The sequence below is a fragment of the Brevibacterium sp. SIMBA_078 genome (assembly GCF_046534565.1).
GTDB lineage: Bacteria > Actinomycetota > Actinomycetes > Actinomycetales > Brevibacteriaceae > Brevibacterium.
Window position 1 is genome coordinate 553067 of the sequence record NZ_JAWRYQ010000002.1, and the last position, 25878, is coordinate 578944.

The window sequence follows — 25878 nt, forward strand, 5'->3', positions numbered from 1 at the left end:
TGACTTGTCCCAGCGAGGTCGGCCATATCCGGACGCCCGACGCATATGCTGGGACCATGGAAGACTATCCTGCCGGGTGGGAAGCCGATGTCGTCCTCCGCGACGGCGGCACCGCCCACCTTCGCCCGATCACCCCTGACGATTCCGCTGCTCTGGCCCGCATGCACGAGGCCCAATCGCCGGAGTCCGTCTATCTGCGCTTCTTCGCTCCGCTGCCCCGGCTTCCCAAACGCGACCTCGACCGCTTCGTCACCGTCGACCACCACGACCGAGTTGCGCTGATCATGCTCATCGGCGACGACATCATCGGCGTCGGCCGCTTCGATCGGATCAGCGACACCGACGCCGAGGTGGCGTTCAACATCGCCGACGCCCACCAGGGTCGCGGCGTCGGTTCGATCCTGCTGGAGCACCTGGCCGCGGCCGCGCGCGAATCGGGGATCCAGCGCTTCACCGCCGAGGTGCTGCCCCAGAACCGGTCGATGCTGCAGGTCTTCCAGGCCGCCGGCTACGAGGTCTCCCGCGGGTTCGATGACGGTGTCGTGGCCGTGAAGTTCGACATCGATCCCACGGCACGGTCCATCGAAGTCCAGGCCTCCAGGGAACACAGGGCCGAGGCCCTGAGCGTGCGCATGGTCCTCCACCCCGCCTCGGTGGCGGTGATCGGCGCCAGCCGCAAACGCAACTCCACCGGCCATCTGCTCATCCGCAACATCACGGCCGCGAAGTTCACCGGCGACCTGTGGGTCGTCCACCCCGAAGCCGATCAGATCGCCGGCGTCCAGGCCTATCCGAGCCTCGCCGATCTGCCGGGCAAGGCCGACCTCGCGGTCATCGCCGTGCCCGCCGAATCCGTCACCGAGGTGGTCAAGGACTGTGCCGTGCACGGGGTCAAAGCCGTGCTCGTCATCTCCTCCGGATTCGCCGAGACCGGTCCCGAAGGGGCCGAACTCCAGCGCCGTATGGTCGCAACCTCCCGCGCCTACGGAATGCGCGTGGTCGGGCCGAACTCCTTCGGACTGGTCAACGAGGCCGCCGAGATCTCGCTCAACGCCTCTCTGGCCCCGTTCCTCCCGGCTTCCGGAACGCTCGGGCTCTTCAGTCAGTCCGGAGCCCTCGGCACCGCCCTGCTCGCGGCAGCGAAGACCCGCGGACTGGGAATCTCCACCTTCGTCTCCGCAGGCAACCGTGCCGACCTCTCAGGCAACGACCTCCTCCAGTACTGGGAGGAGGATCCGGCCACGCAGACCGTCGGCCTCTACCTCGAATCCATCGGCAACCCGCGCAAGTTCTCGCGCATCGCCCGTCGAGTCTCCCGCGTCAAACCCGTCGTCGTCATCAAGTCCGACCTCACGGGGCGGGAGCTGCCGCCCGGGCATATCGTGCGCACCTCGTCGCTGGCGCCGAACACCCTCGACCAGGTGCTCGAGCAGGCGGGAGTGATCCGCGCGGATACGATCCACCAGCTCTTCGACCTCACCCAGGTGTTCTCGACCCAGAAGCTGCCGGCGGGCCGCCGGGTCGGTGTCATCGGCAACTCCGCGGCGATGAGCACCCTGATCATGCAGCGCGCCCGTTCCGAAGGTCTGCGCGTCGACACCGAGCCCGTGTCCCTGCACCCCGAGGTCGATGCGGAGACCTTCCGGACCGAACTCGATGCGATGTATGCCCGCGACGACGTCGACTCGGTCATCGTCACCTTCACCCCGTCGGCGGGAGCTGAGGAGTCGGAGATCGCCGCGCTGCTGTCCGAGGCCGCCGCACAGTCGGAGAAGACCACTGTGGCCTGCTTCCTCGGCATTCAAGGTGTCCGCGACGAACTGACCAGCTACCTCAAGGACCAGGACGGCAACCGCGTCTCCCGCACGGTGCCTAGCTACATCGGCCCGGAGGATGCCGTGTGGGCGCTGGCCAGGGCGACAGACTACTCGCGTTGGCGCGCCGCCGACCACGGTCGGTACGTCGAACTCGACGACATCGACGACAAAGCGGTGCGTTCGATCATCGATTCGGCTCTCGACGGGGCGCCGCTGGGCACACCGGTTCGCATCGAACGCGATGCCACGAGAGAGCTGCTCCGCGCCTACGGGATCGAGGTCCTGCCTTATATCGCTGCTTCCTCGGTCGACGAGGGGCTCGCCGCCGCCGAGAAGATCGGCTATCCCGTGGCGCTGAAGGCGGTGACGAACGTGCTCCGGCACCGCATGGAGCTCGGCGGGGTGCGCCTGAACATCGATTCGCCCGAAGAACTGGCCGAGGACTTCGCTGCCGTGCAGCGGATCATCACGCAGGTGATCGGCGACGACGAGCCCCTCGTCGACGTTCAGGCCATGGCCCCCCACGGTGTCCCGTGTGTCATCCGCGCCGGCGAGGACCCCCTCCTCGGACCGCTGCTGTCCTTCTCTCTGGCCGGGGACACGACCGAGCTGCTCGGCGACGTCTCGCACCGGGTCGCGCCGCTGACGGATCGGGAGGCCGAAGACATGATCCGCACGGTCAAGGCCTCCCCGCGCCTGTTCGGCTACCGCGGTCTTCCGCCGATGAACATCGACCCGCTCATCGACGTCCTCGAAAGGCTCTCGGTGCTCGTCGAACGTCATCCGCAGATCCTCGAACTCGTCATCCATCCGATGATCGCCACGGAGACCGAGGGGCATGTGCTCAGCGCCCGTGTCGATCTGCTGCCCGACCCCACCCGCATCGACAGCACCCGTCGCCTGCTGAGCTGAGACGGTTCGGTGCGGAGACGCTCCCAGCTGAAAGGAGAATCCACACCCGCCGCAGGCCGTCTTCGAATTTCACTGTCACAGCGGCATATTGGCGCGTCCTATACCAATTCGCAGACTTGACAGGTAGTGTCTGTATCCGTTCACCACGAAATGTTATGAATTCGTGTTTTAATGAGTGGCCGCTCCGGCGGCCATTGTCTGTGACCAGTCACTGGTCATCCACCGTCCCAGGCATTCGCGGTCAGCGGGTGTCCCATGAGAGCGAGGCCTCACAGTCATGATTTCGCGCAGAGACGTCGTCACCGACTCCGCGATCGCCGTAGTCGCCGAACAAGGAGTCCGCGGGCTCACCCATCGGGCAGTCGATGCACTGGCCGAACTGCCGGTGGGGTCGACTTCGAATGTCTACCGCACCCGCGATGCCCTGGTCACCGGAATCATGGAGCGCATCGGAGAACTCAACTCCCAGCAGCTCGAGCGTCTGCCGGAGCTGATGCGCGCTCCGGGCGCGGACGCGATCGAGGTCGCCATCGACTTCTGCATGAACTGGCTGACCACGGATCGCAATCGGTTCTACACGATGATGATGCTCAGCCTGGATCCGGCGCTGCCGCCGGAGGCAGTGATCGCCAAGGAGAAGAACCTCCGTGCGATCAGGGAATTCATTATGCGCTTCGCCGGCATCGACGCCGAGTACGCGGAGCGGGTCAACAGCTCGGTCGCGGGCATGATGGTCAGCGAACTCGTCGCCGGCACGGCTGATCGTGCACATGTCGAGGCCTATATGAGGGAGTTCTTCCAGTGGCTGCGCGGCAGCCGCGAAAGCGCCTGAACTTCGACACGGACCCTCCGGGAATGCTCGATTGAGCCGGAGAGCGCAAATCGAACGCTAGAATCGACGGGTGCCCTCCCCCGCTGAGGTCAGGCCTCGGCGGGGGCGGGTGTTCGAATCGAACAGTTCGTGCGTCAAAGGAGTTCCATGCCCGAAGGCAGAGTCATCGAAGTCGACGTCTCCTCAGAGATGGAGAGTTCGTTCCTCGAATATGCGGTCTCGGTCATCCACTCCCGCGCACTGCCCGACGCCAGGGACGGCCTCAAACCCGTCCAGCGTCGCATCGTCTACCAGATGGGCGATATGGGGTTGCGCCCCGACCGCGGACATGTGAAGTCCTCCCGCATCGTCGGCGATGTCATGGGCAAGCTCCACCCGCACGGCGACACCGCGATCTATGACGCCCTCGTGCGCCTCAGTCAGGGCTTCATCATGCGTGTGCCCCTGGTCGACGGCCACGGCAACTTCGGCTCCCTCGACGATGGTCCCGCTGCCCCGCGCTACACCGAGGCTCGACTGACGACTGCGTCGATGCACATGATCGCCGGGCTCGACGAAGACGTCGTCGACTTCGTACCGAACTACGACAACACGCTCACTCAGCCCGAGGTCCTGCCCAGCGCCTTCCCGAATCTGCTCATCAACGGCGCCTCGGGCATCGCCGTCGGCATGGCCACGAACATGGCCCCGCACAATCCCGGCGAAGTCATCGCCGCCTGCGCCCACCTCATCCGCAATCCCGATGCCGGACTCTCGGAGCTCATGCGCTTCATCCCCGGCCCGGATCTGCCCACCGGCGGGCGGATCATCGGCCTCGACGGAGTGCGCGAAGCCTATGAGATCGGTCGCGGCACGTTCCGCACCCGCGCCACTGTGTCCATCGAGAACATCAGTGCCCGCCGCAAGGGAATCGTCGTCACCGAGCTGCCCTACCTCGTGGGACCGGAGAAGGTCGTATCGAAGGTCAAGGACGCGGTCGGGGCGAAGAAGCTGTCCGGAATCGCCTCGATCGATGACTATTCGGATCGCAAGAACGGCATGCGTCTGGTCATCGGTGTGAAGAACGGCTTCAACCCCGAGGCCGTGCTGGCCGAGCTCTACCGCCAGACCCCCCTCGAGGAATCGTTCAGCATCAACAACGTCTGCCTTGTCGAGGGACAGCCGCGGACCCTGGGACTGCGCGAGCTGCTCATGGTCTACCTCTCCCATCGCATCGACGTGGTGCGCAGGCGCACGGTCTTCCAGCTGCGCAAGGCCAAGGATCGGCTCCACCTCGTCGAAGGTCTGCTCATTGCGATCCTCGACATCGATGAGGTCATACAGCTCATCCGCTCCTCGGACGATGCGGCCACTGCCCGCACCCGCCTCATGGACGTCTTCGAGCTCTCCGAGCTGCAGGCGACCTACATCCTCGATCTGCAGCTGCGTCGACTCACGAAGTTCTCGCGTCTCGAACTCGAAGCCGAACGCGACGAGCTGAAGAAGACGATCGACTACCTCGAATCTCTGCTCGCCGATGAGGCGAAGCTGCGGGAACTCGTCGCCTCGGAACTCGAGTCCACTGCCGAGGTCATCGGCTCTCCGCGACGCACCGTCCTCATCGAAGGCTCGATGAAGGAGCTGACGGCCAAGGGCAAGAAGGCTCCGACGAACCTCAAGATCGCCGATTCTCCCTGCCGGGTGCTGCTGTCGACCTCCGGACGCATTGCGCGCACTTCCGATGCCGCTCCGCTGGCACGAGAGGGTCGCCGCTCCAGCCACGACGCGCTGGTCTCGGAGATCGTCACCACCACTCAGGGCAAGGTCGGCGCCATCACCACCACCGGTCGACTGCACATGGTCGACGTCGTCGATCTGCCTGCCCTGCCGCCGGCCGCGGCGCGGCCCAATGTCGCCGGCGGTGTGAAGATCGCCGAATATGCGGCGCTGGAGAAGAACGAGAAGATCATCGGTCTCGTCGACCTCGACCGCGAGTTCGTTCTCGGCACCGCCGACGGCGTCGTCAAACGCGTGTCGGTGGCCGGTCGGCCGAACAAGAACGAATGGGAAGCCATCACCCTCAAGGGCAAGGACTCCGTCGTCGGAGTCGCCCAGCCCGAGGACATCGACGATTCCCTCTCCGTGTTCGTGACCTCGAATGCTCAGCTGCTCGCCTTCGACGCCTCCGGTCTGCGCGCACAGGGCTGGAACGCCTCGGGCGTGGCCGGAATCAAGGTGGCCGCCGAGGCGAAGGTGATCTTCTTCGGTATGACCCCGAAGGCGGCGAAGACCGACGAGGACGGTGCCGCGGATGCCGAGCTCGGCAGCTTCGCGGTCGTCACGATCGCCAGCGGTGAGAACTTCTACGGTGCCCCGTCTTCGTCGATCAAGGTCAGCGAATTCTCCGAGTTCCCGACAAAGGGCCGCGCGACCTCCGGGGTGCGCGCCCACAAGTTCCTCAAGGGCGAAACCGAACTGTCGCTGGCCTGGGTCGGCGACTCTCCGCAGGCTGCGGCCACCGCCGGCGGTGCCCGCACGCTTCCGGCCGAACTGTCCCGTCGCGACGGGACGGGATCACCGTTGGAGTCGAAGATCGATGTCATCGGCACCCTGCCCCGCCTCGGCGGCGCCGAATCCCACGACCGTTCCCCGGCGGCCGACGGCGACGAATCGGCTGAGGCATCAGCCGACGCCGAGGCTGACGCGGATTCTGCGTCCGGCACCGGAGACAAGAAACCGAAGTCCAGCGGAAAGCGATCCGCAGGCAAGGAGCAGCGGGGGCAGCAGGGACTGGCGACGAGTTTCGATGAGCTCGATCTCGACCTCGATGAGGCCAAGGACGAGATCGCGCGGTCGAAGTTCGACACCGAAGGCGCAGTGATCGTCTCCCACGACGATGACGACGAGGACGACGACTCCGCCCTGTTCTGAGCGCGGGGCCAGCCCTGAGGGAGGACCCTGCTTCGGCGAACCACTCGGCCCGTCGGCCGAATCGACAGCTGAGCCCAGCACCTCGGTGCTGGGCTGCGCTGTCGATCGCCTGTGCTGTCAGGTGCCGGTGCAGCCGGTCACTGGTCTGAGTTCTCGGGATCGTCGTCGAGGTCGAGGCGCATCTTGGCTGCGGTGCCGCGCTTCATCTCGCCAATGGCGGTCTCGCCGAGTCCGTGCAGCGAAATCGAATCGCGCGGTTCGAAGACGTAGTCATCCGATGCCGAGAGCACTCGCGCGGTCTCCTCGTCGGTGAAGATCGTTCCGGGATCGGCCACCGCCGTCAGCCGGGCGGCGAGGTTGACGCTGGAGCCGAAGATATCGCCGAGGCGGGAGAGCACCCGGCCCCAGACGAAGCCGACGCGCGCCTGGGGCAGGTCCTCGGCAGCGGTGACGCGCTCCATCAGCGTCATGGCGATCTCGGCGCCGGCCAGCGGTGTCGAGGCGGCGAAGAACACTTCATCGCCGACGGTCTTGATGACCCGTCCGCCGCCGGTGGCGACGATGTTGTAGGCCATGCCCTGGAACTCCTGGACCATGTCCGCCAGCTGCCGTGGCTCCATCTTCTGTGAAAGGCGGGTGAAGGAGACGAGGTCGATGAATCCGACGGCACGGGCCAACGGCATCGAGGAGTCGTACCAGCCCTGCCGGTTGTCCATGGCCAGCCCGTCGGAGACGTTGACGTTGAGACGGCCCATGACGTCGGCGAGGTTGCGCCGCCAGGAGTACGTGAGCATCTTCTGCAGCGGGTCGATCATCTCTTCGACGACGGCCAGGGCATCCCGGCGTGCTTCGGGGTCGGTCAGTCCCTTCTCCTCGGTGAGGAATTCGACGAGGGTCTCCATCTGCCAGACGACGAGGCGGTCCGTCGTCTGTCCGATCGCCCGGGCCAGGGACAGCGCGGTGGTCTGGTCGATGAGTCCGTCGGCGACGGGCTTGGCCCAGATCCGCAGGGCGTGCGCATCGCTGACGGTGTAGGCCTTGTCCGTCGGCTTCGCCTGGGACATGCCGAGGGCCCGCCACATCTTCCGGGCCGAGACCGTGGAGATCCCCCCGAGCTTCGCGGCCTCCCGTCGGTCGAGGACGCGCTTGCCCTCGAGCAGGATCTCTTCGAGTCGCTCGGCCGCGGTTCGGGTCTCATAGGTCGTGTCGTCGAAGTCGGGACCGTCCGCGTCGAAAGCTCCATCGGCGTCGTCCTCGTCGATGATCGACAGCGCTGTAGTGCGCGGGTCCTCGCGCAGTCCGCTGAAGAAGTCCTCGTCGACATCCATGTCCGGGTCGGCATCGGCCGCATCAGCATCGGCAGGCTCCGCGGGGACCGCGGAGGAAGCGCCGTGCTCAGCCGTCAGTTCGTCGGCCAGCTGTGCGCCGACCTCTCCTGCCTGAGGAGCGGATCCCGTCAGGCCGCCGACAGGCTCGTCGTCACCGTCGACGTCATCGTACGGATCTCCCGCACTCGACTCGGCTGCCTCCTCGGGGAGGGTGTCCGGGAACCGGTTGTCCGCCTCGGCGCTCGACGAGGTCTCACCGTCGTCCTTCGGATCCGGGCTCGGCGAAGAATCATGGTCGGACCGGCTCTCCGACTCCGACCAGGATGCGGCATCGGTCTCCGATCGGGGTGCGACATCGGCCTGGGACTGAGCATTCGACTGTGACGCGTCGGCGGACCGGGGCGTGTCGCTGTGCGACTGAGTGCCGGCTTCGGCCGGCCGAGCCTCCGCGGAGGTGCCAGCGGCGTCTCCGACCTCGGGCGTGCCCAGCCGCTCCGGTTCGACGATGTCGAATCCGGCGGTGAAGTCCGAAACCGCCATCAGTCTTCGCTCCTCTCCGCAGCAGTCGGGGACGCGGCGGGACGCAGGTGGTGGACGTCTCCGGCGCTTAAGCACACCCGATCGTCGATGATGAGGTCGGCTCCGGTGTCCAGGCCCGTGGCGGTGCCGATGATGTCGGAACCGTCGGGCTTCTCCACCCGAACCCTCGATCCGAGCGTCACCATATGATCACGCACTCTCCGCGCTGTGCGGCTGTCGCGGAAATCCTCATCTCCATAGTCGATCAGCTCTCTGTAGCAGGGGATCAGTGTGCCGAGAATCGAGACTAGCAACGCTTCATGATCAATTTCTGAACCGTCGACTCCGGTTTCGATCGCCAGTGAGCTCGCGTCCTCGCGCGGCAGATCGGCAGGCTCCAACCGGGTGTTGAGCCCCATCCCCAACACGATCTGCGGTCCGCCGGCCAGGGGTTCGACGCGGGCGAGGATCCCGCACAGCTTCCTGCCCTCGGCGGTGAGCACATCGTTGGGCCATTTGATCGCGGCGGGCACCCCCGCCTCGGTGACGGCGGAATGCACGGCCTCACCGGCGATGAGCGGGATCCATCCCCACTGGGAGAACCCGGGCGGGGGTGTGAGCAGAATCGACCACGTCAGCGACCGGCGGGCGGGCACCGTCCAGGTCCGGCCCAGTCGGCCGTGCCCGGCCTTCTGGAAGTCGCTGCCGCGGATGGTGAATTCGGCCACGGGCGAACCGGCGTCGGCTCCTTCTCGAACCATTCGCGCAAGTTCGTCATTCGTCGACGTACAGATATCGTCCCAGATCAGCGGCGGGAGCGAGAGACCACGGTCCGCAACGGTGCGGCGCACTGAGTCGACGTCGACGAGGAGGGAATTGTGTTGGCTGTTCACCAGTCCACTCTAGATTCTTTTGGTGAGAGTGCACAACGAAGTCTCACGTCATCGTTATTGTGGAGACATGACGGATACTCCACGGACCACAGCCGAGCGCATCGACGCTTTCACCCAGCGCCGAGAAGCAGCCCACACGGGCAATCAGCGCTCGGTGGACAACCAGCACAAGCGCGGCAAGCAGACCGCCCGTGAACGCATCGACGCCCTCCTCGACGCCGATTCCTTCCAGGAGATCGACGAATTCGCCCGCCATCACAATCACCAGTTCGGGATGCAGGACAACCGCCCCGACGGTGACGGAGTCGTCTGCGGACTGGGCACGGTCGAAGGCAAGACCGTCGCGGTCTTCGCTCACGACTTCACCGTCCTCGGCGGATCCCTGGCCGAAGCCAACGGCCGCAAGATCGTCAAGGTGCAGAAGCTCGCTCTCAAGCTCGGCTGCCCGATCATCGGCATCAACGACTCGGGAGGCGCCCGGATCCAGGAAGGCGTCGGATCGATCGCGCTGTTCGCCGAGATCTTCCGCCTCAATGTCGCCTCGTCCGGAGTGATCCCGCAGATCTCACTCATCATGGGCCCCTCGGCCGGCGGCGCCGTGTACTCCCCCGCCCTGACCGACGTCACGATCATGGTCGATCAGATCAGCCACATGTACATCACCGGCCCCGACGTCATCAAGACCGTCACGGGAGAGTCCGTCGGCCATGAGGAACTCGGCGGCGGACGGACGAACAACACCGTATCCGGAAACGCCCACTACCTGGCCTCCGACGAGGACGATGCGCTCAACTATGTGCGCGATCTGCTCTCGTTCCTGCCGCAGAACAACCTCGACCCGGCCGATGCCGACGAGTTCGAGTCCGATCTGTCGGTGACTCCCGAGGACGAAGCGCTGGATACGCTCATGCCGGATTCGCCCTCGCAGCCCTACGACATCCTCGACGTGGTCACCACGGTCCTCGACGACGGCGATTTCCTGCAGGTCTCGGAGCTCTTCGCACCGAACGTCGTCACCGGCTTCGGCCGCGTCGAAGGTGTGAGTGTCGGCGTCATCGCCAACCAGCCCATGCAGCTGGCCGGCACCCTCGACATCGACGCCTCGGAGAAGGCCGCACGCTTCGTGCGCCTCTGCGATGCCTTCAACCTGCCGATCCTCACCTTCGTCGACGTGCCCGGGTTCCTGCCGGGCACCGATCAGGAGTACGGCGGCATCATCCGCCGCGGCGCCAAGCTCATCTACGCCTACGGTGAGGCCACCGTTCCGCTCGTCACCCTCATCACCCGCAAGGCCTACGGCGGCGCGTACTGCGTGATGGGGTCGAAACAGCTCGGTGCCGACATCAATCTCGCCTGGCCGAGCGCGCAGATCGCGGTCATGGGTGCCCAGGGTGCGGCGAACATCGTCTATCGCCGCAAGCTCAAGGCCGTCGAAGAGGCCGGTGAGGATGTCGAAGCGGCACGTGCCCAACTCATCCAGGACTACGAGGATGCGCTGCTCAACCCGTACCTGGCCGCCGAGGAAGGCTACATCGACGCTGTCATCAAGCCGAGCGAGACCCGCAGCCGGATCGTGCGTTCCCTGCGCGCGCTGAAGAACAAGCACGTCGACGCTCCCGCGCGCAAGCACGGTAACATCCCCCTATGAGCGATGATCTGCAGACCGACGCCGAGGCGAACCTGCCCGGCGAAGTCGACCCCGAGGTGGCCGTCCCCGGGGAGGATACCTCCGCCGAGGAGGGCGGTGCCTCAGCCTCAGACGGAGCCCTGCGGGTGCCCTCCGTGGAGGGACGTTCACAGGTACGCGCCGATGACGGCGAACCGATCAGCGACGAGATGGCCAGCGCGGCTGCTGTCGCCGCGGTCGTAGCGATCCGTCAGGTGGCGATCGCCTATGCGGCCCAGCAAGCCAGCGCGGAAGCCGAGTCCGAAACCCGCAAGGGCGACCGGGCGGGCTTCCGGGCTCCGCGCCGCAATGTGCGCAAGCGCCTCCCCCAGACCTGGGACCAGCACCTGGGTCGCTGAGGCCTCGCCGACCCTCAGTTCCTACTCGGCTTCTTCTCTAGTCATCTTCTTCGCGGAAGAGTGCGCGCAGTTCGTCGAAGAGCCTGTCGACCACGGGTCCCGGATCGCCGTCGACCAACCGCATCCGGGTGAACGTCGCCTTGAGCGCCATCATCGCCAAGGCGGCGACAGCTTCGGCCCGCGGTGAGACGTCGGTGTCGTCATCGGAACTGTCACCGGAGTGAGCCGCCATGACATCCATCGGCGCCGAAGCGGACCCGTCGAGTCGACGTTGGATGATCTGCCGGAAGAGCCGTTCGCTGGTGCCCATCCGAGACATCTGCAGCGGAATCAGCGACGGTTCCCGTTTGAGCATGATGTGATACTGGTGCGTATCCTCCCGCTTCTTCATCCGTGTGGCGACGATGAATGCGAGCAGATGTTCGAGATCGGCGACGAGGCGACCATAGGGTCCCCCAGCTTCGAACTCCTCGATGGCCGGTTGGTCTTCTTCGTCGAAGACCGTGTCGACGCGGCCGAGCAGCGCCTCTTCCTTCGATGAGTAGTAGTTGAAGAACGTTCGCCGGGAGACTCCGCAGCGCTCACAGATGTCTTCGACAGTGACATTGTGATAGCCCTTCTCCAGGGCGAGGTCGACGGCGGCGCGACGCAGAGCCTGCCCGCGCTCACGCTTCTTGCGTTCGCGCAGCCCCTCAACCGGCGGCGACGCTTGGACCTCTGAATCGGAACTCATGAGAACAGTATTGCAGTCGCCGCATTTTCACCGGAAATGCGCTGAGCGACCGTCTCGAAACTCAGTACCCGAGTTTCGCGTTCGTGAGCACCGGGACCGTCTCCGCCGCAGTGTCGGCAGCGTCGAGGTCGATCTCGACGATCTCGAGTCGTTCGGCGCCGTCGAGTGAGTTCAGCACCTTCCCGAGCGGGTCGGAGACCAGACTGTGGCCGACCCCGGTCGGCCCTTTCTTCGGAACCGCGACGCCGGTCACTTCGGGATCGGCTTGGCCGAGAGCGGCGATGAACATGTTCGAGTCCAGGGCACGGGCGCGGGCGAGGATCTCCCATTGTTCGACCTTGCGCGGTCCCGCACCCCAGGAGGCGGCGACGAGGGTGAGGCGTGTGCCCCGCCGGCTGAGTTCTGCAAAGAGCTTCGGGAACCGGATGTCGTAGCACAGGGCCAGACCGATGTCCTCGCCGTCGATGGTGAAGAGCACCGGCTCCTCCCCCGCTTCGACGGTGTCGGACTCCTTGAATCCGAAGGCGTCGTAGAGGTGGATCTTCGCATAGTCGCTGCGCTGGCCGTCAGGGGAATAGACGGCGAGCAGGTTGATGACCTTATCGTCCGTGGCCGCGAATTCGCCGACGACGACGGTGATTCCGGTCTCGGCGGCGAGCTCGCTCAGCGCGGCCCGCCACGACTCGGAGTGCGCCTCGGCGATGGCGCGTAGGCCGGATCCGAACGCCGACATCGTTGCCTCGGGGAAGACGACGAACCGTGCACCGGCCGCGGCGGCCCGTTGGGAATAGGAACGGACCTTCTCAAGGTTGTCGGCCACCTCGGTGGTGGTGTTGATCTGAGCGAGCGCGAACTTCATTCTCATCCTCCAGTCGTTCCCTCCACCCTATCTCCCCAATTACTACCTGACGGGGTCCCAGCAACCTGGCGCCAGATTGCTGGGCCCCCGTCAGGTAGTAATTGGGGAGGGATCAGGTGAGGTATTCGCGGCCGGGACGACCGCCTCGGCGACGCCCGTGCACCCACACGTACACGCCGATGGCGACCACGACGAGCCCGGCACAGACCAGGAACATTCCGTTTCCGCCGGTGAACGGGTAGAGGAATCCGAGGACGACTGGTCCGATGCCGGACCCTGCGTCGAGGAGGAGGAAGAACGACGCGGTGGCCACGGGAACACGGCTCATCGGCACGGACTTGACGGTGATGGCCTGCATGCACGGCATAAGGGAGCCGAAGCCGAGACCGATGAGCACTCCGGCGAGGACGATCCCCGTCAACGTCGGCCACAGCGCCAGCAGGACGTTGCCGGCGATATCGGCGATGAAGACGGGGAAGATCACCGCATTGTCACCGAAGGTGTCCTGCAGGCGTCCGACGAACAGACGGGCGAACAGGGAGGCCACGGCGAAGGCTACGAAGAACAGGGATGCGGCGGAGGCGACGCCGTGTTCGGCCGCATAGCCGGCGAGGAACACCAGCGCCGCTGCGTAGGCGATACCGGCCAGAAGCATGACCGAGCCGATCCGCAGCCCGTCCCGATCGACGAGGGTGCCGAGTTTGAGATGCCATTTCGTGCGCCGCTGATAGTCGCTGATCTCCTGCACGGGCAGCCGGATGAGGAAACAGCAGATGAGGGCGAGGACGGACATGAACGCCGAGGCGACGAAGAGCATGACGAAGTCGAACTCACGGGGCAGAATGACGCCGAGGTACGGTCCGAGCGCCGTAGACAGGGTCGTCGCCGTGCCGAAATATCCGGTGCCCTCTCCCCTGCGGGAGCCCGGAATGATGCTCTGGATGGCCGTCATGATCGCCGTGTTCCCGGCGCCGAAGGCGATTCCGTGGACGATGCGCAGCGTCAGGAGCAGAGTGAGGTCGCCGGCGAAGATATAGGCCAGGGAGGCGAGCACGGAGACTGCCATGGTGATGATGAGCAGTTTGCGCCGCCCGATGAAGTCGAGATACTTGCCCGTCAGCACGCGAGCGACCACGGCACCGACGACGAACGATGAGGAGGCGAAGCCGGCCGCGGCCTCACCGGCGGAGAACCGCGCCACCGCGTATCCGGCCATCGACGTCATGAGCAGATAGAAGACCATCGACATCGAGAGGTTGAGCCCGATTCCGACGATGAAGTCCTTCGTCCACAGCTTCGCTCGTGCCACTGGAGATCGGTCTCACTTTCTGCTGCCTGCAGGGAACAGTGTCACATTAGCGGGTTCTCAGCGATTGCGTGGTCCGGTCCACCGCGGATGTGACTCAGCTCGCGATAGAGTGGTGATCATGACTGTGAAGAGAACCCCTTCCGCCGTCGATGCGGTCGCTGAAGACTACGTCGATGACATGCTCGCCCTCTCCCCCTCCCTCGCCCTCTACCTCGGACTCGACGGTGCACAGGGCTTCGACGACTTCTCACCGGCCGGACTCTCCGCGCTCAATGACGTCACCGTCCGGACGCTGGCTCGCCTCGACGATGTCGCGGACTCTTCCGACCTCGACGATGTCGACCTCGTGACCATCGATGCGATGCGTGATCGCCTCGGCGTCGACCGGGACTACTTCGCCGCCGGGATCAAGCACGCCAGCCTCAATGTCATCGAATCGCCGCTGCAGCAGGTCCGCGACGCCTTCGACCTCATGCCCACGGAGACCGTGTCCGATTGGGAGACGATCTCGACCACCCTGGCTGCCGTGCCCGGCTCGCTGGCCGGATACCAGGAGTCCCTGGCGATGGCGCGTGACAACGGTCGCGTCGCCGCCCGTATCCAGGTCGAGAAGGTCATCGACCAGGCCCGTGCCCTGGCCGAGCCCGGCAGCAACTTCGATCGTCTCGTCGCCGGTGCCGATGTTCCCGACGCTCTGCGTTCGGATCTCGACACCCACGCCGAGGCGGCCCGCAAGTCCGCCTCGGACCTGGCCGAATTCCTCGGCGAACAGGTGCTGCCCGCCGCCGGCGACGACGAGGCGTGCGGTCGCGAAGCATACGCGCTGTATTCCCGGGACTTCCTCGGTGCCGAGGTGGACTTCGACGAGACCTACGCCTGGGGCCTCGAAGAACTCGAGCGCATCGATGCCGAGCAACGCGAAGTGGCAGAGAAGATCATGCCCGGCGCCGACCTGTTCGAGGTCATGGACGCTCTCAACAACGACCCGCAGCGGACCCTGCACGGCACCGAGGCGCTGCGGGACTGGATGCAGGGTGTGGCCGATGAGGCGATCCGCGAACTCTGCAGATCCCATTTCGACATTCCCGAACCCGTGCGCACGATCGAATGCATGATCGCGCCTTCGGCCACCGGCGGAATCTACTACACCGGCCCGACCGACGACTTCTCCCGCCCCGGCCGCATGTGGTGGTCGGTGCCCGATGGCGTCACGGACTTCGCCACCTGGCAGGAGAAGACCACCGTCTACCACGAGGGTGTGCCCGGCCACCATCTCCAAGTCGGTCAGGCCACCTACGTCTCCGACACCCTCAACCGCTGGCGCCGCCTCATGTGCTGGGTCTCCGGCCACGGTGAGGGGTGGGCGCTGTATGCGGAGAAGCTCATGGCCGATCTCGGGTTCCTCGACGATCCCGGCGACTACCTCGGCATGCTCGATTCGCAGCGGCTGCGTGCCGCCCGTGTCGTCCTCGACATCGGCTTCCACCTCGGCCTCGAGGCACCTGAGAGCCTCGGCGGCGGGATCTGGAACCGGGAGAAGGCGTGGCAGTTCCTCACCGACAATGTGGCCATGGACCGGTCGTTCCTGGCCTTCGAGCTCGACCGCTACCTCGGCTGGCCCGGGCAGGCACCGAGCTACAAGATCGGTCAGCGGCTGTGGGAGCGGTACCGTGATGAAGCGAAGGCTGCGGCAGGTGCCGATTTCGATCTCAAGGACTTCCACACCCGGGCGCTGGGTCTCGGCTCGGTCGGGCTCGATGCTCTGGGCCGTGCCATGAAGCGCTCACAGTGAGGTGAGGGACCGGATGAAGTCTGCCGAGAGTCCCCAGTCGGAGACCATGCGGGTCACCGAGGCGCTGCGCAATGAGATCATCGAGGGCCACCGCCGACCGGGTTCACGGCTCGTCGAACGCAACCTCGCCACCGAGCTCGGCGTCTCCCGCGTGCCCATCCGCGAGGCGCTGAAGAAACTCGCCTCGGAAGGGCTGGTGACGAACCGTCCCAACACCTGGTCGACGGTCAGGGAGTTCTCCCCCAGCGACATCGCCGACCTCAACGAGGTGCGCACGGTCTTCGACGTCCTCTCGTTCGAGCTCGCCGCTCAGCGCCATACCCGCGAGGGCCTGGCCCGACTGGAGGGCACGATGCTCAAGGGCCGGGAGCTCGCCGATGCCGGGGACGTCGCCGGTGCCCATCGGTGTGCCGCGGAATTCCATGCCATCGTCACCGAACTCTCAGGCAATGAGCTCCTCGGCGAGATCGGCGCCCTGTTGGATTCACGGATGCGGTGGCAGCTGAGTCAGCATGATGACCTGGCCGTCGTCGCCACCGAGCATGCCGAGCTCTTCGACGCCATCGCCCGCCGGGATCAGACTCTGGCCGGGTCGCTGGCCGGTCGTCATCTGGGAACGAGCCAGGAGCAGCACGACAAGCATTCGAAGCGGTTGGCCGAGTCCGAGCCCGAGGAGGCTCACGCCGAACCTGCTGCCGCCGAACCCGACGCCGAGTCCGCCGCGGTCCCGGCCGCAGAGGATGCAGAGCCCAACGCAGCGGATCCGGCCGACGTCGACTGACCGAGCGGCCAGCCGCTGAGCTTCTTCTCACGGGCAGGCGCATACGTGCGCACCTTCGAGGTGCTCAGCCCCAGACCGCCGAGAGATTCGGCCACGCGCACGGCGGCAGCGACCCCGTCGACGACGGGCACGGCACAGCGCTCCGTGATCGTCGCCCCGAGTTCCGCCATCCCACCGCAGCCGAGAACGATGACCTCGGCACGGTCACGGTCGACCGCCTCGGCGGCCTGATCGGTGATCGCCTCGATCGCGGCCTGCGGATTCTCCTCGAGCTCGAGCACGGCCATTCCCGAAGCCCGCACGGACACGCAGTGCGAGTCGAGCCCGGCCAACAGGAGCCGGTCCTCGATGAGCGGGACGGTCCGGTCGAGCGTGGTGACGACGGAATAGCGGCGGCCGAGGAACATCGCCAGGGCCGCCCCCGCCTCGGTGATGTCGACGACGGGCACGTCCAACAGCTCCTGCAGGCCTTCGCGGCCGTGCTCTCCGTACCCGGCCTGGATCACGGCGTCGAATTCGCCGGGATATTTCAGGACGGCGTCCATGACGCCGAGCGCCGCGAGATGGCTTTCGACGTTGCCTTCGCAGGATTCGGCTCCGAATTCGGGGGTCAGCCCGATGATCTCGGTTCCCGCCGAGGCGGCCTGCCGTGCCACGCGGGCGATGCCCTCGGTCATGGACTCGGTCGTATTGACGTTGACGACGAGGATTCTCACGATTCGGCTCCGATCAGTGGTGGGTCGGGACGGCGATCTCCTCACCGTCGACCTCACGGAAGGTGAAGTCGCGGCGGGCGATGACGAAGTAGATGAGCGCGGCGATTGCGGCCCCGGAGAACCAGGAGAACTCGGAGATGCCGGAGAACGCGGGGACGAGTGCGAAGACCAGTGAGATCGCCGAGGCGGGGATGAAGGCTCCGATGGCTCGCCAGTTGACTCCGCGGTGGTAGAAGTACTCACCGTCGCCGGCTTCGGTGTAGAGCTGGGGCACATTGACCTTCGTTCTGCGCACCACCCAGTAGTCGACCATGATCACGCCGAACAGGGGTCCGAGCAGGGCGCCGAGTCCGCCGAGGAAGTAGACGATGACCACCGGTGAGTCATACAGATTCCAGGGCAGGATGACGAAGCCGATGACGGCGGAGATGATGGCGGCGCTGCGGAAGTTCAGGTGGCGAGGGAACAGGTTCGTCAGCGCATAGGTCGGGGCGACGAAGTTCGCCATGAGGTTGACTGCGACGGTGAGCAGGAGCAGCGACAGGGAAGCCAGCACGAGCAGGACAGGACTGCCGATCGACTGGACGATATCGGCCGGTGAGGTGATGACGGTGCCGTCGATCTTGTACTGTGCGCCGGCCAGCGAGATGACGACGAGTCCGAAGACGAGCATGTTCACCGGGATGCCCCAGAAGTTGCCGACGACGATCGAACCGCGTTTCTTCGCGGCCCTCGTGAAGTCGGAGAAGTTGAGGACGAAGGTGCCGTAGATGGACACCCACAGCGCGCCGCCGCCGAAGATGTGCGCCCACATCTCCCAACCGCTGAGCGCGTTGTCGGTCGACCACGCGATGGAGAAGTCGACGCGGATGAGCATCCAGACGGCCAGGGCGAGGAAGGTCACGAGGATGATCGGTCCGGCGATGGCTTCGTAGCGGCGGATCATCTCCATCCCGTAGCTGACGATGATGACTTGGATGACCCACAGCAAGGTGAAGGAGAACCAGCCGAGCCCGGAGAGTCCGAGGAATTCGGCATCGGCCCATGACTGCAGTCCCGGGAACATCGTCAGCAGCATGACGTTGAGGACGCTCGAGGCCAGGTAGGTCTGGATGCCGAACCAGGCGATCGCGACGATGCCCCGCACCGAGGCGGCCAGCTGGGCCCCGTGGATGCCGAAGGAGATCCGGCTCATCACCGGATAGGGCACGCCCGTCTTGTAGCCCATGAAACCGGAGAGGGTGAGCAGAAAGAACAGCAGAGCCGCACCGACGAGGAAGGCCACGAGGATCTGCCAGGCTCCGAGGCCGAGTGCGAAGAGTCCGAGAGCGAAGCCGTAGTTGCCCAGAGAGTGCACGTCGTTGACCCACAGGGTGAAGACGCTGTAGGCCGTCCAGCTGCGCCCCTCCTTGCGGGACGGGGCGAGATCGGCGTTGTAGAAGCGCGGACTGATGCGATGGGCCGCCAACTGTTCGGGGCTGGGCCCCATGCGGGTCGGCACTGGCGCCTCCGCTGATTCGGTCTTCCTCATGCAGTCCACTCCTTGGATCCGGTCAAAGCCCAAACTGGGATACCAAAAAAGTAAACTCAGCCCTGTGGCACCGTTCATCTGACCGATTCAGAGTAACCCAGCTCACACGTCGCTGGCAATGAGTCGAGGCGGGCGATTTCGCTGAGCCCTTGCATATGCGGCTCGCAACCGCATCCGGGCCGTGCAGGAGCGCGGTTGCGGATCGGCCGAACGAGCATTTCAATCGATGGCATACCATTCATCCCCGACGTAACCGTTCCCGCTGGTCATGACCGCTCCGGCTCGTCATACGCGAAGTGCGCTGCTCTGGGCAGTCGCCCCCGGCCGCGGGCCTCAGGCTTCGTGCTCGACGTCCTTGGCCGTCGGGTCCCAAGCGACGATGCCGACGGCGATCGCGCCCGCCAGCGGTGCGCAGGCGACGATCCAGAACACTCCTGTGCCCAGCGAAGCCGCAAGGATCGGGAACATGATGAGTGAGACGATCGAGAAGGCACGCAGGACCGACTGGTTGAACCCGATGCCGATTCCGCGCAGCCGCGTCGGATACGACAGGGTCGCATAGTTCATGAGGTTCGCCCCCGGTCCCCCGGCCTGAGCGAACACGAAGGCCGCGAGCATGGCCACTGCGACGAGGACGAGAGCACCGTTCGGGATGCCCACAAGGGCCAGCGTTCCCAGCGCCACGGCTTGGATGACGAATCCGAACAGGGTGATCTTCCGAGTCCCGAAGCGGTTGACGATGCTCATGCCCAACAGACCGCCGAGCGTACCGAAGCCCAGGTTGATGACCAGAGAGGCGATGATCGTGATCAGCGGAGTCTGCTGGAAGAGCGTGGTGATGATGAGCGGCGTACCGTAAGCGACTGCGTTGTACCCGAATGTCGAGAACACGGAGACGCAGAGTGCGACGATCGTGCGGACCCGATAGCGCGGGGAGAAGAGTTCGGCGAACCCGGCCCACCGTCCGCCCTTTACCGAACTGTCAGAGGCATTCGCGACCTCGCGTTCCCCTTCGGGAGCGAGTTCGACATTGAGGTTGTGATGGCTGCGCATGACTTCGACGGCGCCGCGCAGATCGCCCTGGTTGGCCAGCCATTCGGGTGATTCGGCAAGGTAGCGGCGACGGACGAGGAGGACGATGAGCGCGGGCACGGCACCGAAGCCGACGACGATGCGCCACAGAATGTCGTGCTGGTCGTAGGGCAGGGTGATGAAGATGATGAGCACGATGACGTAGCCCATACCGGTGGCGAAGTACCAGGCCGGAGACCAGGCGTTGACCCGCTGCGAGCGGTTCCCCTTGCCTTTGAGCTTGGAGAATTCGGCGAGGAAGGCCATCGCCACCGGCAGGTCGAGTCCGACGCCGATGCCCATGACGAACCGGAAGGCGATGAGGACCCATTCGTTCGGTGCCACGGCGCAGCCGATGGCGGCGACGACGAAGAAGACCATATCGGCCATGAAGAGGCGGTACCGCCCGAACCGGTCGACGAGATAGCCGCCGAAGAGGGCGCCGATGACGGCACCGACCATGATCGAGGCGTTGACGAGTCCGGTCATGAAGCCGTTGAGGCCGAACTGCTCCTGAATGGCGGTGATGCCGAAGGCCAGGGAGGAGAAGTCGTAGGCGTCCATGAAGATCCCGCCGAGCGCGAGGATGATCACCGCCGTCGTCTTCGTCCCCTGCGAGCCGAATTCAGCGAGGATCGAATGGATATCGGCCGCCGAGGAGACGATGCGCGGAGTCTGCATTCCGGCCTGCCCGTTCCGAGCGACCGCGGAGGGTGTCTGTGCCGTGTTTGCGGCGGGATCTGTCGAAGTCACAGTCGACAAGTATGGTGTCGCGGCGGCCGCGCGCTGTCACTTGACGTCACAGCTCGTCACGAACACCGGGGCAGGCACAGCGCACCCTGGCACGCTGCATTCGGATTCACAACTCAGTCGAGGCGGTGGCCGCGGCGCTCCGGAATGAGGAACATAGCGAGGAATTGGATGAGGTAGATGATCGGCAGCAGCGCCAGAGCGAAGCCGAAGCCGAGATGCCCTGCGAGAAGGGCGATGACGACCGGGGCCAGTCCCCCGATGGCACGGCCGATGTTGAAGATGACGTTCTGCGCCGTCGCCCTGATCGCCGTGGGATAGAGCTCGGCAAGCAGCGCCCCATGGCCTCCCAGCATTCCGTTGGCGAAGGCGCCCATGAAGAATCCGCCGGCCAGCAGAGCGCTCGGATCGGTGAACTGGCTGTAGGCGAGGATGGTGACGATGGCTCCGGCCTGGAAGATCCAGAAGGCGGGTCGTCGACCGAGGCGGTCGGCGACCTGGCCGAAGATGAGGATCCCGGCGAGCATTCCCATGACCGTCACCGCCGTCCACAGCGAACCCTTGGTGACTCCCAGATCCATCTGCTCGGACAGGTAGTTCGGCAGCCAGGTGATGATGCCGAAGTAGCCGAAGTTCTGCACGCTGGTGAGAATCGTCAGGGCCAGGGTGATCTTCACCGTGTCCCGATCCTTGAACAGAGCGGCGATCTTCGCACCGAAGGAGGTCGGCGCTCCGTTCGTATCGAGGTTCCCACGGGAGGCTTCGGCCTCCGTCTGCTCGTGTTCCCGGGCCCGAACGAAGGTCTCCGGCTCCTCGACTCCGCGACGGATGACGAAGGCGAAGACTGCGGGCACAAGTCCGATGACGAACAGTGCCCGCCAGCCCCACAGGGCGATGACGGGAGCCGAGACGACGGCTGCGGCGAACACGCCGAGCTGGAACCCCACTCCCACCCATGATGTGGCCCGCGCTCGCTGGTCGGCACGCACCGCCTCGGCGGCCAGGGCCATGCCGATGCCGAACTCACCGCCGATTCCGATTCCGGCGATGAACCGGTAGGCCGCGAGATCCCAGTACCCCTGCGCCAATGCCGACAGTCCGGTGAACACCGCGAAGATGAGAACCGTCCAGGTGAGCACCCGTACCCGTCCGTGACGGTCGGCGAGGGCACCGAAGACGATTCCGCCGACCACGGCGCCGAGCAGAGTGATCGTCGACAGGGACCCGGCCTCGACGTCGCTGAGCCCGAATGAGGCGATGATGCCCGACAGGGCGAAGCTGAGGATGAGGAGGTCGAAGCCGTCGAGTCCATAGCCGACAGCCGCGGCGACGAGCGCTCTGCGCCGGTATCCGCGATCGTCCGAATGATCAGTGGTGGTCAGCGGAGTCGATGCACTCATTCGCGGTCTCAGTTCGGTTCGCGGATTGGAAAACGGCCGCAGACCATTATGCCTCACGGCCGTTCTCCGATTCGTCGGGCCCGTCCGATCAGACGCGGGCACCCTCGCCGAGGCGGTACCGGGCACCCGTGTGGTCCTCGGCCAGGCGGGGGCCGGCCCCGGTGAGCTGCTCGCGGACCGTGGCACCTGCGGTCGGTGCGGGCAGGAGTCCGCGGCGGCGCAGTTCGGGTGAGACATACTTCGCGAAGCGTTCGGCATCGGCCGGGCGCACGGCCGCGGCGATGTTGAATCCGTCGATATCGGCTTCGGTCATCCAGCGTTCGAATTCGTCGACGATGGTCTCCGGTGATCCGGTGATGACCGGTCCGCGTCCGCCGAGGGCGACGAACTCCGCGAGGTCCCGAATCGTCCAGGGTTTGTCTCCGGCCATGGTGGTGAAGGAGGCGAGCGCCGACTGGTTGGCTTCGGTCGAGACGTATTCGAGGGTGTCCTCGGGGTCAGCTCCCGAGAGGTCGACCCCGGTCCATCCGCCGAACAGGGACAGCGCGGATTCGGTGTCGACGTAGCGGCGATAGTCGGCCAGGCGAGCCTCGGCGGCTTCGTCCGTGTCGTCGACGATGACGGTGGCCAGAGCGAAGATCTTCACCGCGTCACGGGCGCGTCCGCGCTCTTCGAGTCCGTCGCGGACCTTGTCGACCCAGCTGCGCAGGATCTCCGGGGTCGGTCCGGAGAAGAAGATCGCCTCGGCGTGGTCGAGTGCGAATTCCTGGCCGCGCTTGGACGCACCGGCCTGGAAGAGCAGCGGGGTGCCCTGCGGTCCGGGGACGGCGAGCGCCTGACCGGGAACGGTGAAGAACTTGCCGTCGTGGCCGATGTCGTGGACCTCATTCGGGTCGACGAAGACGTTGGCGTCGGCATCGGCTTTGAGCGCGTCAGGGGTGATCGAGCCCTCGAACAGCTTGTACATGACCTCCATGAACTCATCGGCCCGGTCGTAGCGCTCATCGTGCGGGATCTGGCCCTTGAGCCCGAGATTGCGGGCGGCGGAGTCGACATAGCTGGTGACGATGTTCCAGGCCACCCGCCCGTTCGTGAAGTGATCGAGAGTGGTCAGGGTGCGGGCGAGCAGGTAGGGCTTCTCATAGGTCACCGAGGCGGTCACCCCGAATCCCAACGTCGTCGTGGCTGCGGCCATAGCGGGGACTGCGACGAGGGGGTCGAGCAGCGGGAACTGCACTCCCCCACGGTTCGTGACATCGGCGTTGCCGCCGTACACGTCGTAGACGCCGAGGATGTCGGCGAGGAAGAGAGAGGAGAATCCGCCGTCCTCGAGGGTCTTGGCCAGGTCCGTCCAGAAGGACAGCTGGGTGAACTCGTCGACTCTCGATTCCGGATGGCGCCACAGTCCGGGCGACTGGTGGACCGGGGTCATCATGTCGAAGGCATTGAGCAGGATCGGTTTCGTCATGGGAGTCTCCTGTGTTCGGTGTGGTGGTGCAATGAGTGCGGGCCGACGTATCGGCGGGGGTGTTCAGGCCGCGGTGCGGGCGAGCGCTCGGGCAGGATCCTTTGCGCCGATGGCGGCGATGAGCGAGAGGACGCACAACAGGGTGAGATAGCCGCAGATGAGCCACGGCGAGTGGCCGCCGGCAACGTAGAGCAGGGCCGCGACCATCGGCATGATTCCGCCGCCGATGACGGTGCCCAGCTGGTAGCCCATGTTCACGCCCGAGTAGCGGACCTCGATGGGGAACTGTTCGGCGAACCACGCGGCCTGCGGGCCGTAGATCGCATCGTGGGCGAGATTCATGCCGAGGATGACGATGATGGGCAGGAACGCCAAGGGGCCCGAGTCGAGGAAGGCGAAGAAGATCCAGCCGAAGACAGCGACGCCGATGATGCCGCCGATGCTCACGCGTTTGCGACCGACCTTGTCCGAGGCCCACCCCCAGAGAGGCCCGGTGAACAGTCCGATCGCCGAGGCGATCATGACGGCCGTGACACCCGAGGTCGAGTCGCCGCGGTTCTCCGACAGGTAGCTGAGCATGTAGACGGTGATGAGGTAGAAGACGCTGTTCTGCGCCAGGCGGAGTCCGATGGTGACGAGGAGGACCCGTGGGTGTTTGGTCAGCACGTCGCGCAGGGGCGCCTTGGCGACGTTGCCGGAGGCCTTGAGCTCCTGGAATTCCGGAGCATCGGAGACGCCGAGGCGGATCCAGAGTCCCAGCGCGACGAGCAGAGCGGAGGCGAGGAAGGGGATGCGCCAGCCGAAGGCTTCGAACTGTTCGTCGGTGAGCAGGCTCTGGACGGTGAAGAAGGCGCCGGTGGCCAAAAGCATTCCCGCGGCGGAGCCGATCTGGGTGAAGGAGCCGAACAGTCCGCGCTTGCTCGCCGGTGCGTGTTCGACCGAGAGCAGTGCCGAGCCGCCCCATTCCGCTCCGGCTGAGAGTCCCTGCACGATGCGCAGGACGACGAGGGCAGCAGCTGCCCACCAGCCGATCGCGTTGAAGTTCGGGACGAGTCCGATGAGCGTCGACGCGATTCCCATGGACAGCAGGGAGACGACGAGAAGAGCCTTTCTGCCCACCCGATCGCCGAGATGGCCGGCGATGATGCCGCCCAGTGGTCGGGCGAAGAAGCCGACGGCGAGGCTGGCGAAGGCGGCGAGGCTGCTGCCCAGCTCACTGTGGCTGGGGAAGAACTGGACATTGAAGATCAGGGCTGCTGCGGTGCCGTAGAGGTAGAAGTCGTACCACTCGATCGTCGTTCCGGCGAAGGCCGAGGCGAGCACCCGCTTCTTTCCCGACAGGAGCCGCTGCGGTGGGTCCTGGGTTCTCGGTGCGGTGACCGAAGTCTGCGTCATGTGATGCTCCTCTGCGGCGGGGTTCGGGCGGCTCGCGGCCAGACGAGTCCGTGTTTCGCTGAGCAATCTATGCCCGGACGTCGCCGTCACCGGCGCTTTTGTGTCACGTCCTGACGCTCAGCGTCATATGTGGTCATAAGTCGTCTTCGTATGACCTTGGCCACGACGGAAACGCTTCCGCTTTGCAATGATCGACTTCATAGGCACGCGCAGACGGCCTCGTCTACATTGTCTGCTCAACAGATCAGCAGGCGCCCGAGACTCCGACGACCGCACGAAGACAGAGGTGAAGGAATGACACTCTTGGCAGACCCCACCACACAAGCACCGGCACCGGTGACCCCCGCAACACCTGAGACCCTCCGCGAGACCTTCTCCCACTTCCCTCAGGGCGTCGCCTTCATCGGGGCCGAGGTCGATGCGGCGCCCCTGGGCCTCGTCGCCTCCACCCTCACCGTCGGCGTCTCCCTCGACCCACCGCTGGTCAGCGTCGCGATCCAGAACTCATCGACCACCTGGCCCACCCTGCGCCGGGCGCCCGAGCTCGGGATCTCCCTGCTCGGCACCGACCAGGAGCACCTGGCCAGGCAGCTGGCAGCGAAAGACCGCAGCCGACGCTTCACCGGCGTCAGCCCCGAAGTCACGGCCGGAGGCGGACTGACGATCCCCGGCAGCTCCGCATTCCTCTGGACTCGTCTCTACGAAGAGGTCGCAGCCGGTGACCATACCGTGGCCCTGCTCGAGATCCTCGGCACCCGCAACGACGACGGACCCGAGGCTCTGGTCTTCCACCGCAGCGAGTTCAAAGGCCTGCGCGTCTCCTGACCCTGCCTGACC

The 25878-nt window shown here is 65.5% G+C and carries 19 protein-coding genes; 8 read left to right on the plus strand and 11 right to left on the minus strand.

Annotated features, from left to right (window positions below):
* Nucleotides 1-56: 56 nt before the first annotated feature.
* From SB749_RS10915 to SB749_RS10925, 3 genes are all read left to right on the plus strand, one after another.
* Nucleotides 57-2729 carry a GNAT family N-acetyltransferase gene (locus SB749_RS10915; protein ID WP_410710347.1) on the plus strand — a complete coding sequence of 891 codons (2673 nt, stop codon included), beginning with the start codon at nucleotides 57-59 and terminating at the stop codon, nucleotides 2727-2729.
* 277 nt (nucleotides 2730-3006) lie between these two features.
* On the plus strand, nucleotides 3007-3561 hold the full coding sequence (locus SB749_RS10920; protein WP_410710348.1) for a TetR/AcrR family transcriptional regulator: 555 nt from the start codon (nucleotides 3007-3009) through the stop codon (nucleotides 3559-3561).
* Between the two features lie 147 nt (nucleotides 3562-3708).
* Nucleotides 3709-6471 carry a DNA topoisomerase (ATP-hydrolyzing) subunit A gene (locus SB749_RS10925; RefSeq protein WP_410710349.1) on the plus strand — a complete coding sequence of 921 codons (2763 nt, stop codon included), beginning with the start codon at nucleotides 3709-3711 and terminating at the stop codon, nucleotides 6469-6471.
* Between the two features lie 137 nt (nucleotides 6472-6608).
* On the opposite strand, the gene SB749_RS10930 is transcribed toward SB749_RS10925, so the two are convergent.
* Together SB749_RS10930 and SB749_RS10935 are read right to left on the minus strand one after the other, a co-directional pair.
* Nucleotides 6609-8339 (minus strand): adenylate/guanylate cyclase domain-containing protein, encoded by a 1731-nt coding sequence (locus tag SB749_RS10930; protein WP_410710350.1) that lies wholly within the window; start codon nucleotides 8337-8339, stop codon nucleotides 6609-6611.
* The gene (locus SB749_RS10935) at nucleotides 8339-9211 is read right to left on the minus strand and encodes a biotin--[acetyl-CoA-carboxylase] ligase (RefSeq protein ID WP_410710351.1); all 873 of its coding nucleotides are present in this window, start codon (nucleotides 9209-9211) and stop codon (nucleotides 8339-8341) included. The genes SB749_RS10930 and SB749_RS10935 overlap by 1 nt, the downstream gene beginning before the upstream one ends.
* Nucleotides 9212-9278: 67 nt before the next feature.
* On the opposite strand from SB749_RS10935, the gene SB749_RS10940 reads away from it, so the two are divergent.
* Together SB749_RS10940 and SB749_RS10945 are read left to right on the plus strand one after the other, a co-directional pair.
* The gene (locus SB749_RS10940) at nucleotides 9279-10859 is read left to right on the plus strand and encodes an acyl-CoA carboxylase subunit beta (RefSeq protein WP_410710352.1); all 1581 of its coding nucleotides are present in this window, start codon (nucleotides 9279-9281) and stop codon (nucleotides 10857-10859) included.
* The gene (locus SB749_RS10945) at nucleotides 10856-11236 is read left to right on the plus strand and encodes a hypothetical protein (RefSeq protein ID WP_410710353.1); all 381 of its coding nucleotides are present in this window, start codon (nucleotides 10856-10858) and stop codon (nucleotides 11234-11236) included. The genes SB749_RS10940 and SB749_RS10945 overlap by 4 nt, the downstream gene beginning before the upstream one ends.
* 37 nt (nucleotides 11237-11273) lie before the next feature.
* Here SB749_RS10945 and SB749_RS10950 read toward each other — a convergent pair whose 3' ends face one another.
* The 3 genes from SB749_RS10950 to SB749_RS10960 all read right to left on the minus strand — a co-directional run bounded on the left by SB749_RS10950 (nucleotide 11274) and on the right by SB749_RS10960 (nucleotide 14137).
* Nucleotides 11274-11969, minus strand: a complete 696-nt coding sequence (locus SB749_RS10950) for a TetR/AcrR family transcriptional regulator (RefSeq protein ID WP_410710354.1) — start codon at nucleotides 11967-11969, stop codon at nucleotides 11274-11276.
* 61 nt (nucleotides 11970-12030) lie between these two features.
* On the minus strand, nucleotides 12031-12828 hold the full coding sequence (locus SB749_RS10955) for a carbon-nitrogen hydrolase family protein (RefSeq protein ID WP_410710355.1): 798 nt from the start codon (nucleotides 12826-12828) through the stop codon (nucleotides 12031-12033).
* A 112-nt stretch (nucleotides 12829-12940) separates the two neighbouring features.
* Complete coding sequence (locus SB749_RS10960; protein ID WP_410710356.1) at nucleotides 12941-14137, minus strand: MFS transporter; 1197 nt, start codon at nucleotides 14135-14137, stop codon at nucleotides 12941-12943.
* 118 nt (nucleotides 14138-14255) lie between these two features.
* Between SB749_RS10960 and SB749_RS10965 the strand changes: the two genes are divergently transcribed.
* Together SB749_RS10965 and SB749_RS10970 are read left to right on the plus strand one after the other, a co-directional pair.
* Complete coding sequence (locus tag SB749_RS10965) at nucleotides 14256-15929, plus strand: DUF885 domain-containing protein (RefSeq protein ID WP_410710357.1); 1674 nt, start codon at nucleotides 14256-14258, stop codon at nucleotides 15927-15929.
* A 13-nt stretch (nucleotides 15930-15942) separates the two neighbouring features.
* A complete protein-coding gene (locus SB749_RS10970) occupies nucleotides 15943-16710 on the plus strand; it encodes a GntR family transcriptional regulator (RefSeq protein WP_410710358.1) in 768 nt (255 codons plus the stop codon).
* Here the strand turns inward: SB749_RS10970 and SB749_RS10975 are convergent.
* The 6 genes from SB749_RS10975 to SB749_RS11000 form a co-directional block, all read right to left on the minus strand.
* The gene (locus SB749_RS10975; RefSeq protein WP_410710359.1) at nucleotides 16608-17426 is read right to left on the minus strand and encodes an aspartate/glutamate racemase family protein; all 819 of its coding nucleotides are present in this window, start codon (nucleotides 17424-17426) and stop codon (nucleotides 16608-16610) included. The genes SB749_RS10970 and SB749_RS10975 overlap by 103 nt on opposite strands.
* Before the next feature lie 13 nt (nucleotides 17427-17439).
* Nucleotides 17440-18915 carry an NCS1 family nucleobase:cation symporter-1 gene (locus SB749_RS10980; protein WP_410710505.1) on the minus strand — a complete coding sequence of 492 codons (1476 nt, stop codon included), beginning with the start codon at nucleotides 18913-18915 and terminating at the stop codon, nucleotides 17440-17442.
* Between the two features lie 375 nt (nucleotides 18916-19290).
* A complete protein-coding gene (locus SB749_RS10985; RefSeq protein WP_410710360.1) occupies nucleotides 19291-20781 on the minus strand; it encodes an MFS transporter in 1491 nt (496 codons plus the stop codon).
* A 113-nt stretch (nucleotides 20782-20894) separates the two neighbouring features.
* A complete protein-coding gene (locus SB749_RS10990) occupies nucleotides 20895-22178 on the minus strand; it encodes an MFS transporter (protein WP_410710361.1) in 1284 nt (427 codons plus the stop codon).
* Nucleotides 22179-22266: 88 nt separating this feature from the next.
* The gene (locus tag SB749_RS10995) at nucleotides 22267-23646 is read right to left on the minus strand and encodes an LLM class flavin-dependent oxidoreductase (RefSeq protein ID WP_410710362.1); all 1380 of its coding nucleotides are present in this window, start codon (nucleotides 23644-23646) and stop codon (nucleotides 22267-22269) included.
* A 63-nt stretch (nucleotides 23647-23709) separates the two neighbouring features.
* Complete coding sequence (locus SB749_RS11000) at nucleotides 23710-25041, minus strand: MFS transporter (RefSeq protein WP_410710363.1); 1332 nt, start codon at nucleotides 25039-25041, stop codon at nucleotides 23710-23712.
* A gap of 294 nt (nucleotides 25042-25335) precedes the next feature.
* Between SB749_RS11000 and SB749_RS11005 the strand changes: the two genes are divergently transcribed.
* Nucleotides 25336-25866, plus strand: a complete 531-nt coding sequence (locus tag SB749_RS11005; protein WP_167195074.1) for a flavin reductase family protein — start codon at nucleotides 25336-25338, stop codon at nucleotides 25864-25866.
* Nucleotides 25867-25878 lie beyond the last annotated feature (12 nt).

Excerpts from the sequence above, each read along its gene's own strand:
- SB749_RS10915 (WP_410710347.1), top strand. The coding sequence starts at position 57 with ATGGAAGACTATCCTGCCGGGTGGGAAGCCGATGTCGTCCTCCGCGAC.
- SB749_RS10920 (WP_410710348.1), top strand. The coding sequence starts at position 3,007 with ATGATTTCGCGCAGAGACGTCGTCACCGACTCCGCGATCGCCGTAGTC.
- SB749_RS10925 (WP_410710349.1), top strand. The coding sequence starts at position 3,709 with ATGCCCGAAGGCAGAGTCATCGAAGTCGACGTCTCCTCAGAGATGGAG.
- SB749_RS10930 (WP_410710350.1), bottom strand. The coding sequence starts at position 8,339 with ATGGCGGTTTCGGACTTCACCGCCGGATTCGACATCGTCGAACCGGAG.
- SB749_RS10940 (WP_410710352.1), top strand. The coding sequence starts at position 9,279 with ATGACGGATACTCCACGGACCACAGCCGAGCGCATCGACGCTTTCACC.
- SB749_RS10945 (WP_410710353.1), top strand. The coding sequence starts at position 10,856 with ATGAGCGATGATCTGCAGACCGACGCCGAGGCGAACCTGCCCGGCGAA.
- SB749_RS10950 (WP_410710354.1), bottom strand. The coding sequence starts at position 11,969 with ATGAGTTCCGATTCAGAGGTCCAAGCGTCGCCGCCGGTTGAGGGGCTG.
- SB749_RS10955 (WP_410710355.1), bottom strand. The coding sequence starts at position 12,828 with ATGAAGTTCGCGCTCGCTCAGATCAACACCACCACCGAGGTGGCCGAC.
- SB749_RS10965 (WP_410710357.1), top strand. The coding sequence starts at position 14,256 with ATGACTGTGAAGAGAACCCCTTCCGCCGTCGATGCGGTCGCTGAAGAC.
- SB749_RS10970 (WP_410710358.1), top strand. The coding sequence starts at position 15,943 with ATGAAGTCTGCCGAGAGTCCCCAGTCGGAGACCATGCGGGTCACCGAG.
- SB749_RS10980 (WP_410710505.1), bottom strand. The coding sequence starts at position 18,915 with ATGGGGCCCAGCCCCGAACAGTTGGCGGCCCATCGCATCAGTCCGCGC.
- SB749_RS10990 (WP_410710361.1), bottom strand. The coding sequence starts at position 22,178 with ATGAGTGCATCGACTCCGCTGACCACCACTGATCATTCGGACGATCGC.
- SB749_RS10995 (WP_410710362.1), bottom strand. The coding sequence starts at position 23,646 with ATGACGAAACCGATCCTGCTCAATGCCTTCGACATGATGACCCCGGTC.
- SB749_RS11000 (WP_410710363.1), bottom strand. The coding sequence starts at position 25,041 with ATGACGCAGACTTCGGTCACCGCACCGAGAACCCAGGACCCACCGCAG.
- SB749_RS11005 (WP_167195074.1), top strand. The coding sequence starts at position 25,336 with ATGACACTCTTGGCAGACCCCACCACACAAGCACCGGCACCGGTGACC.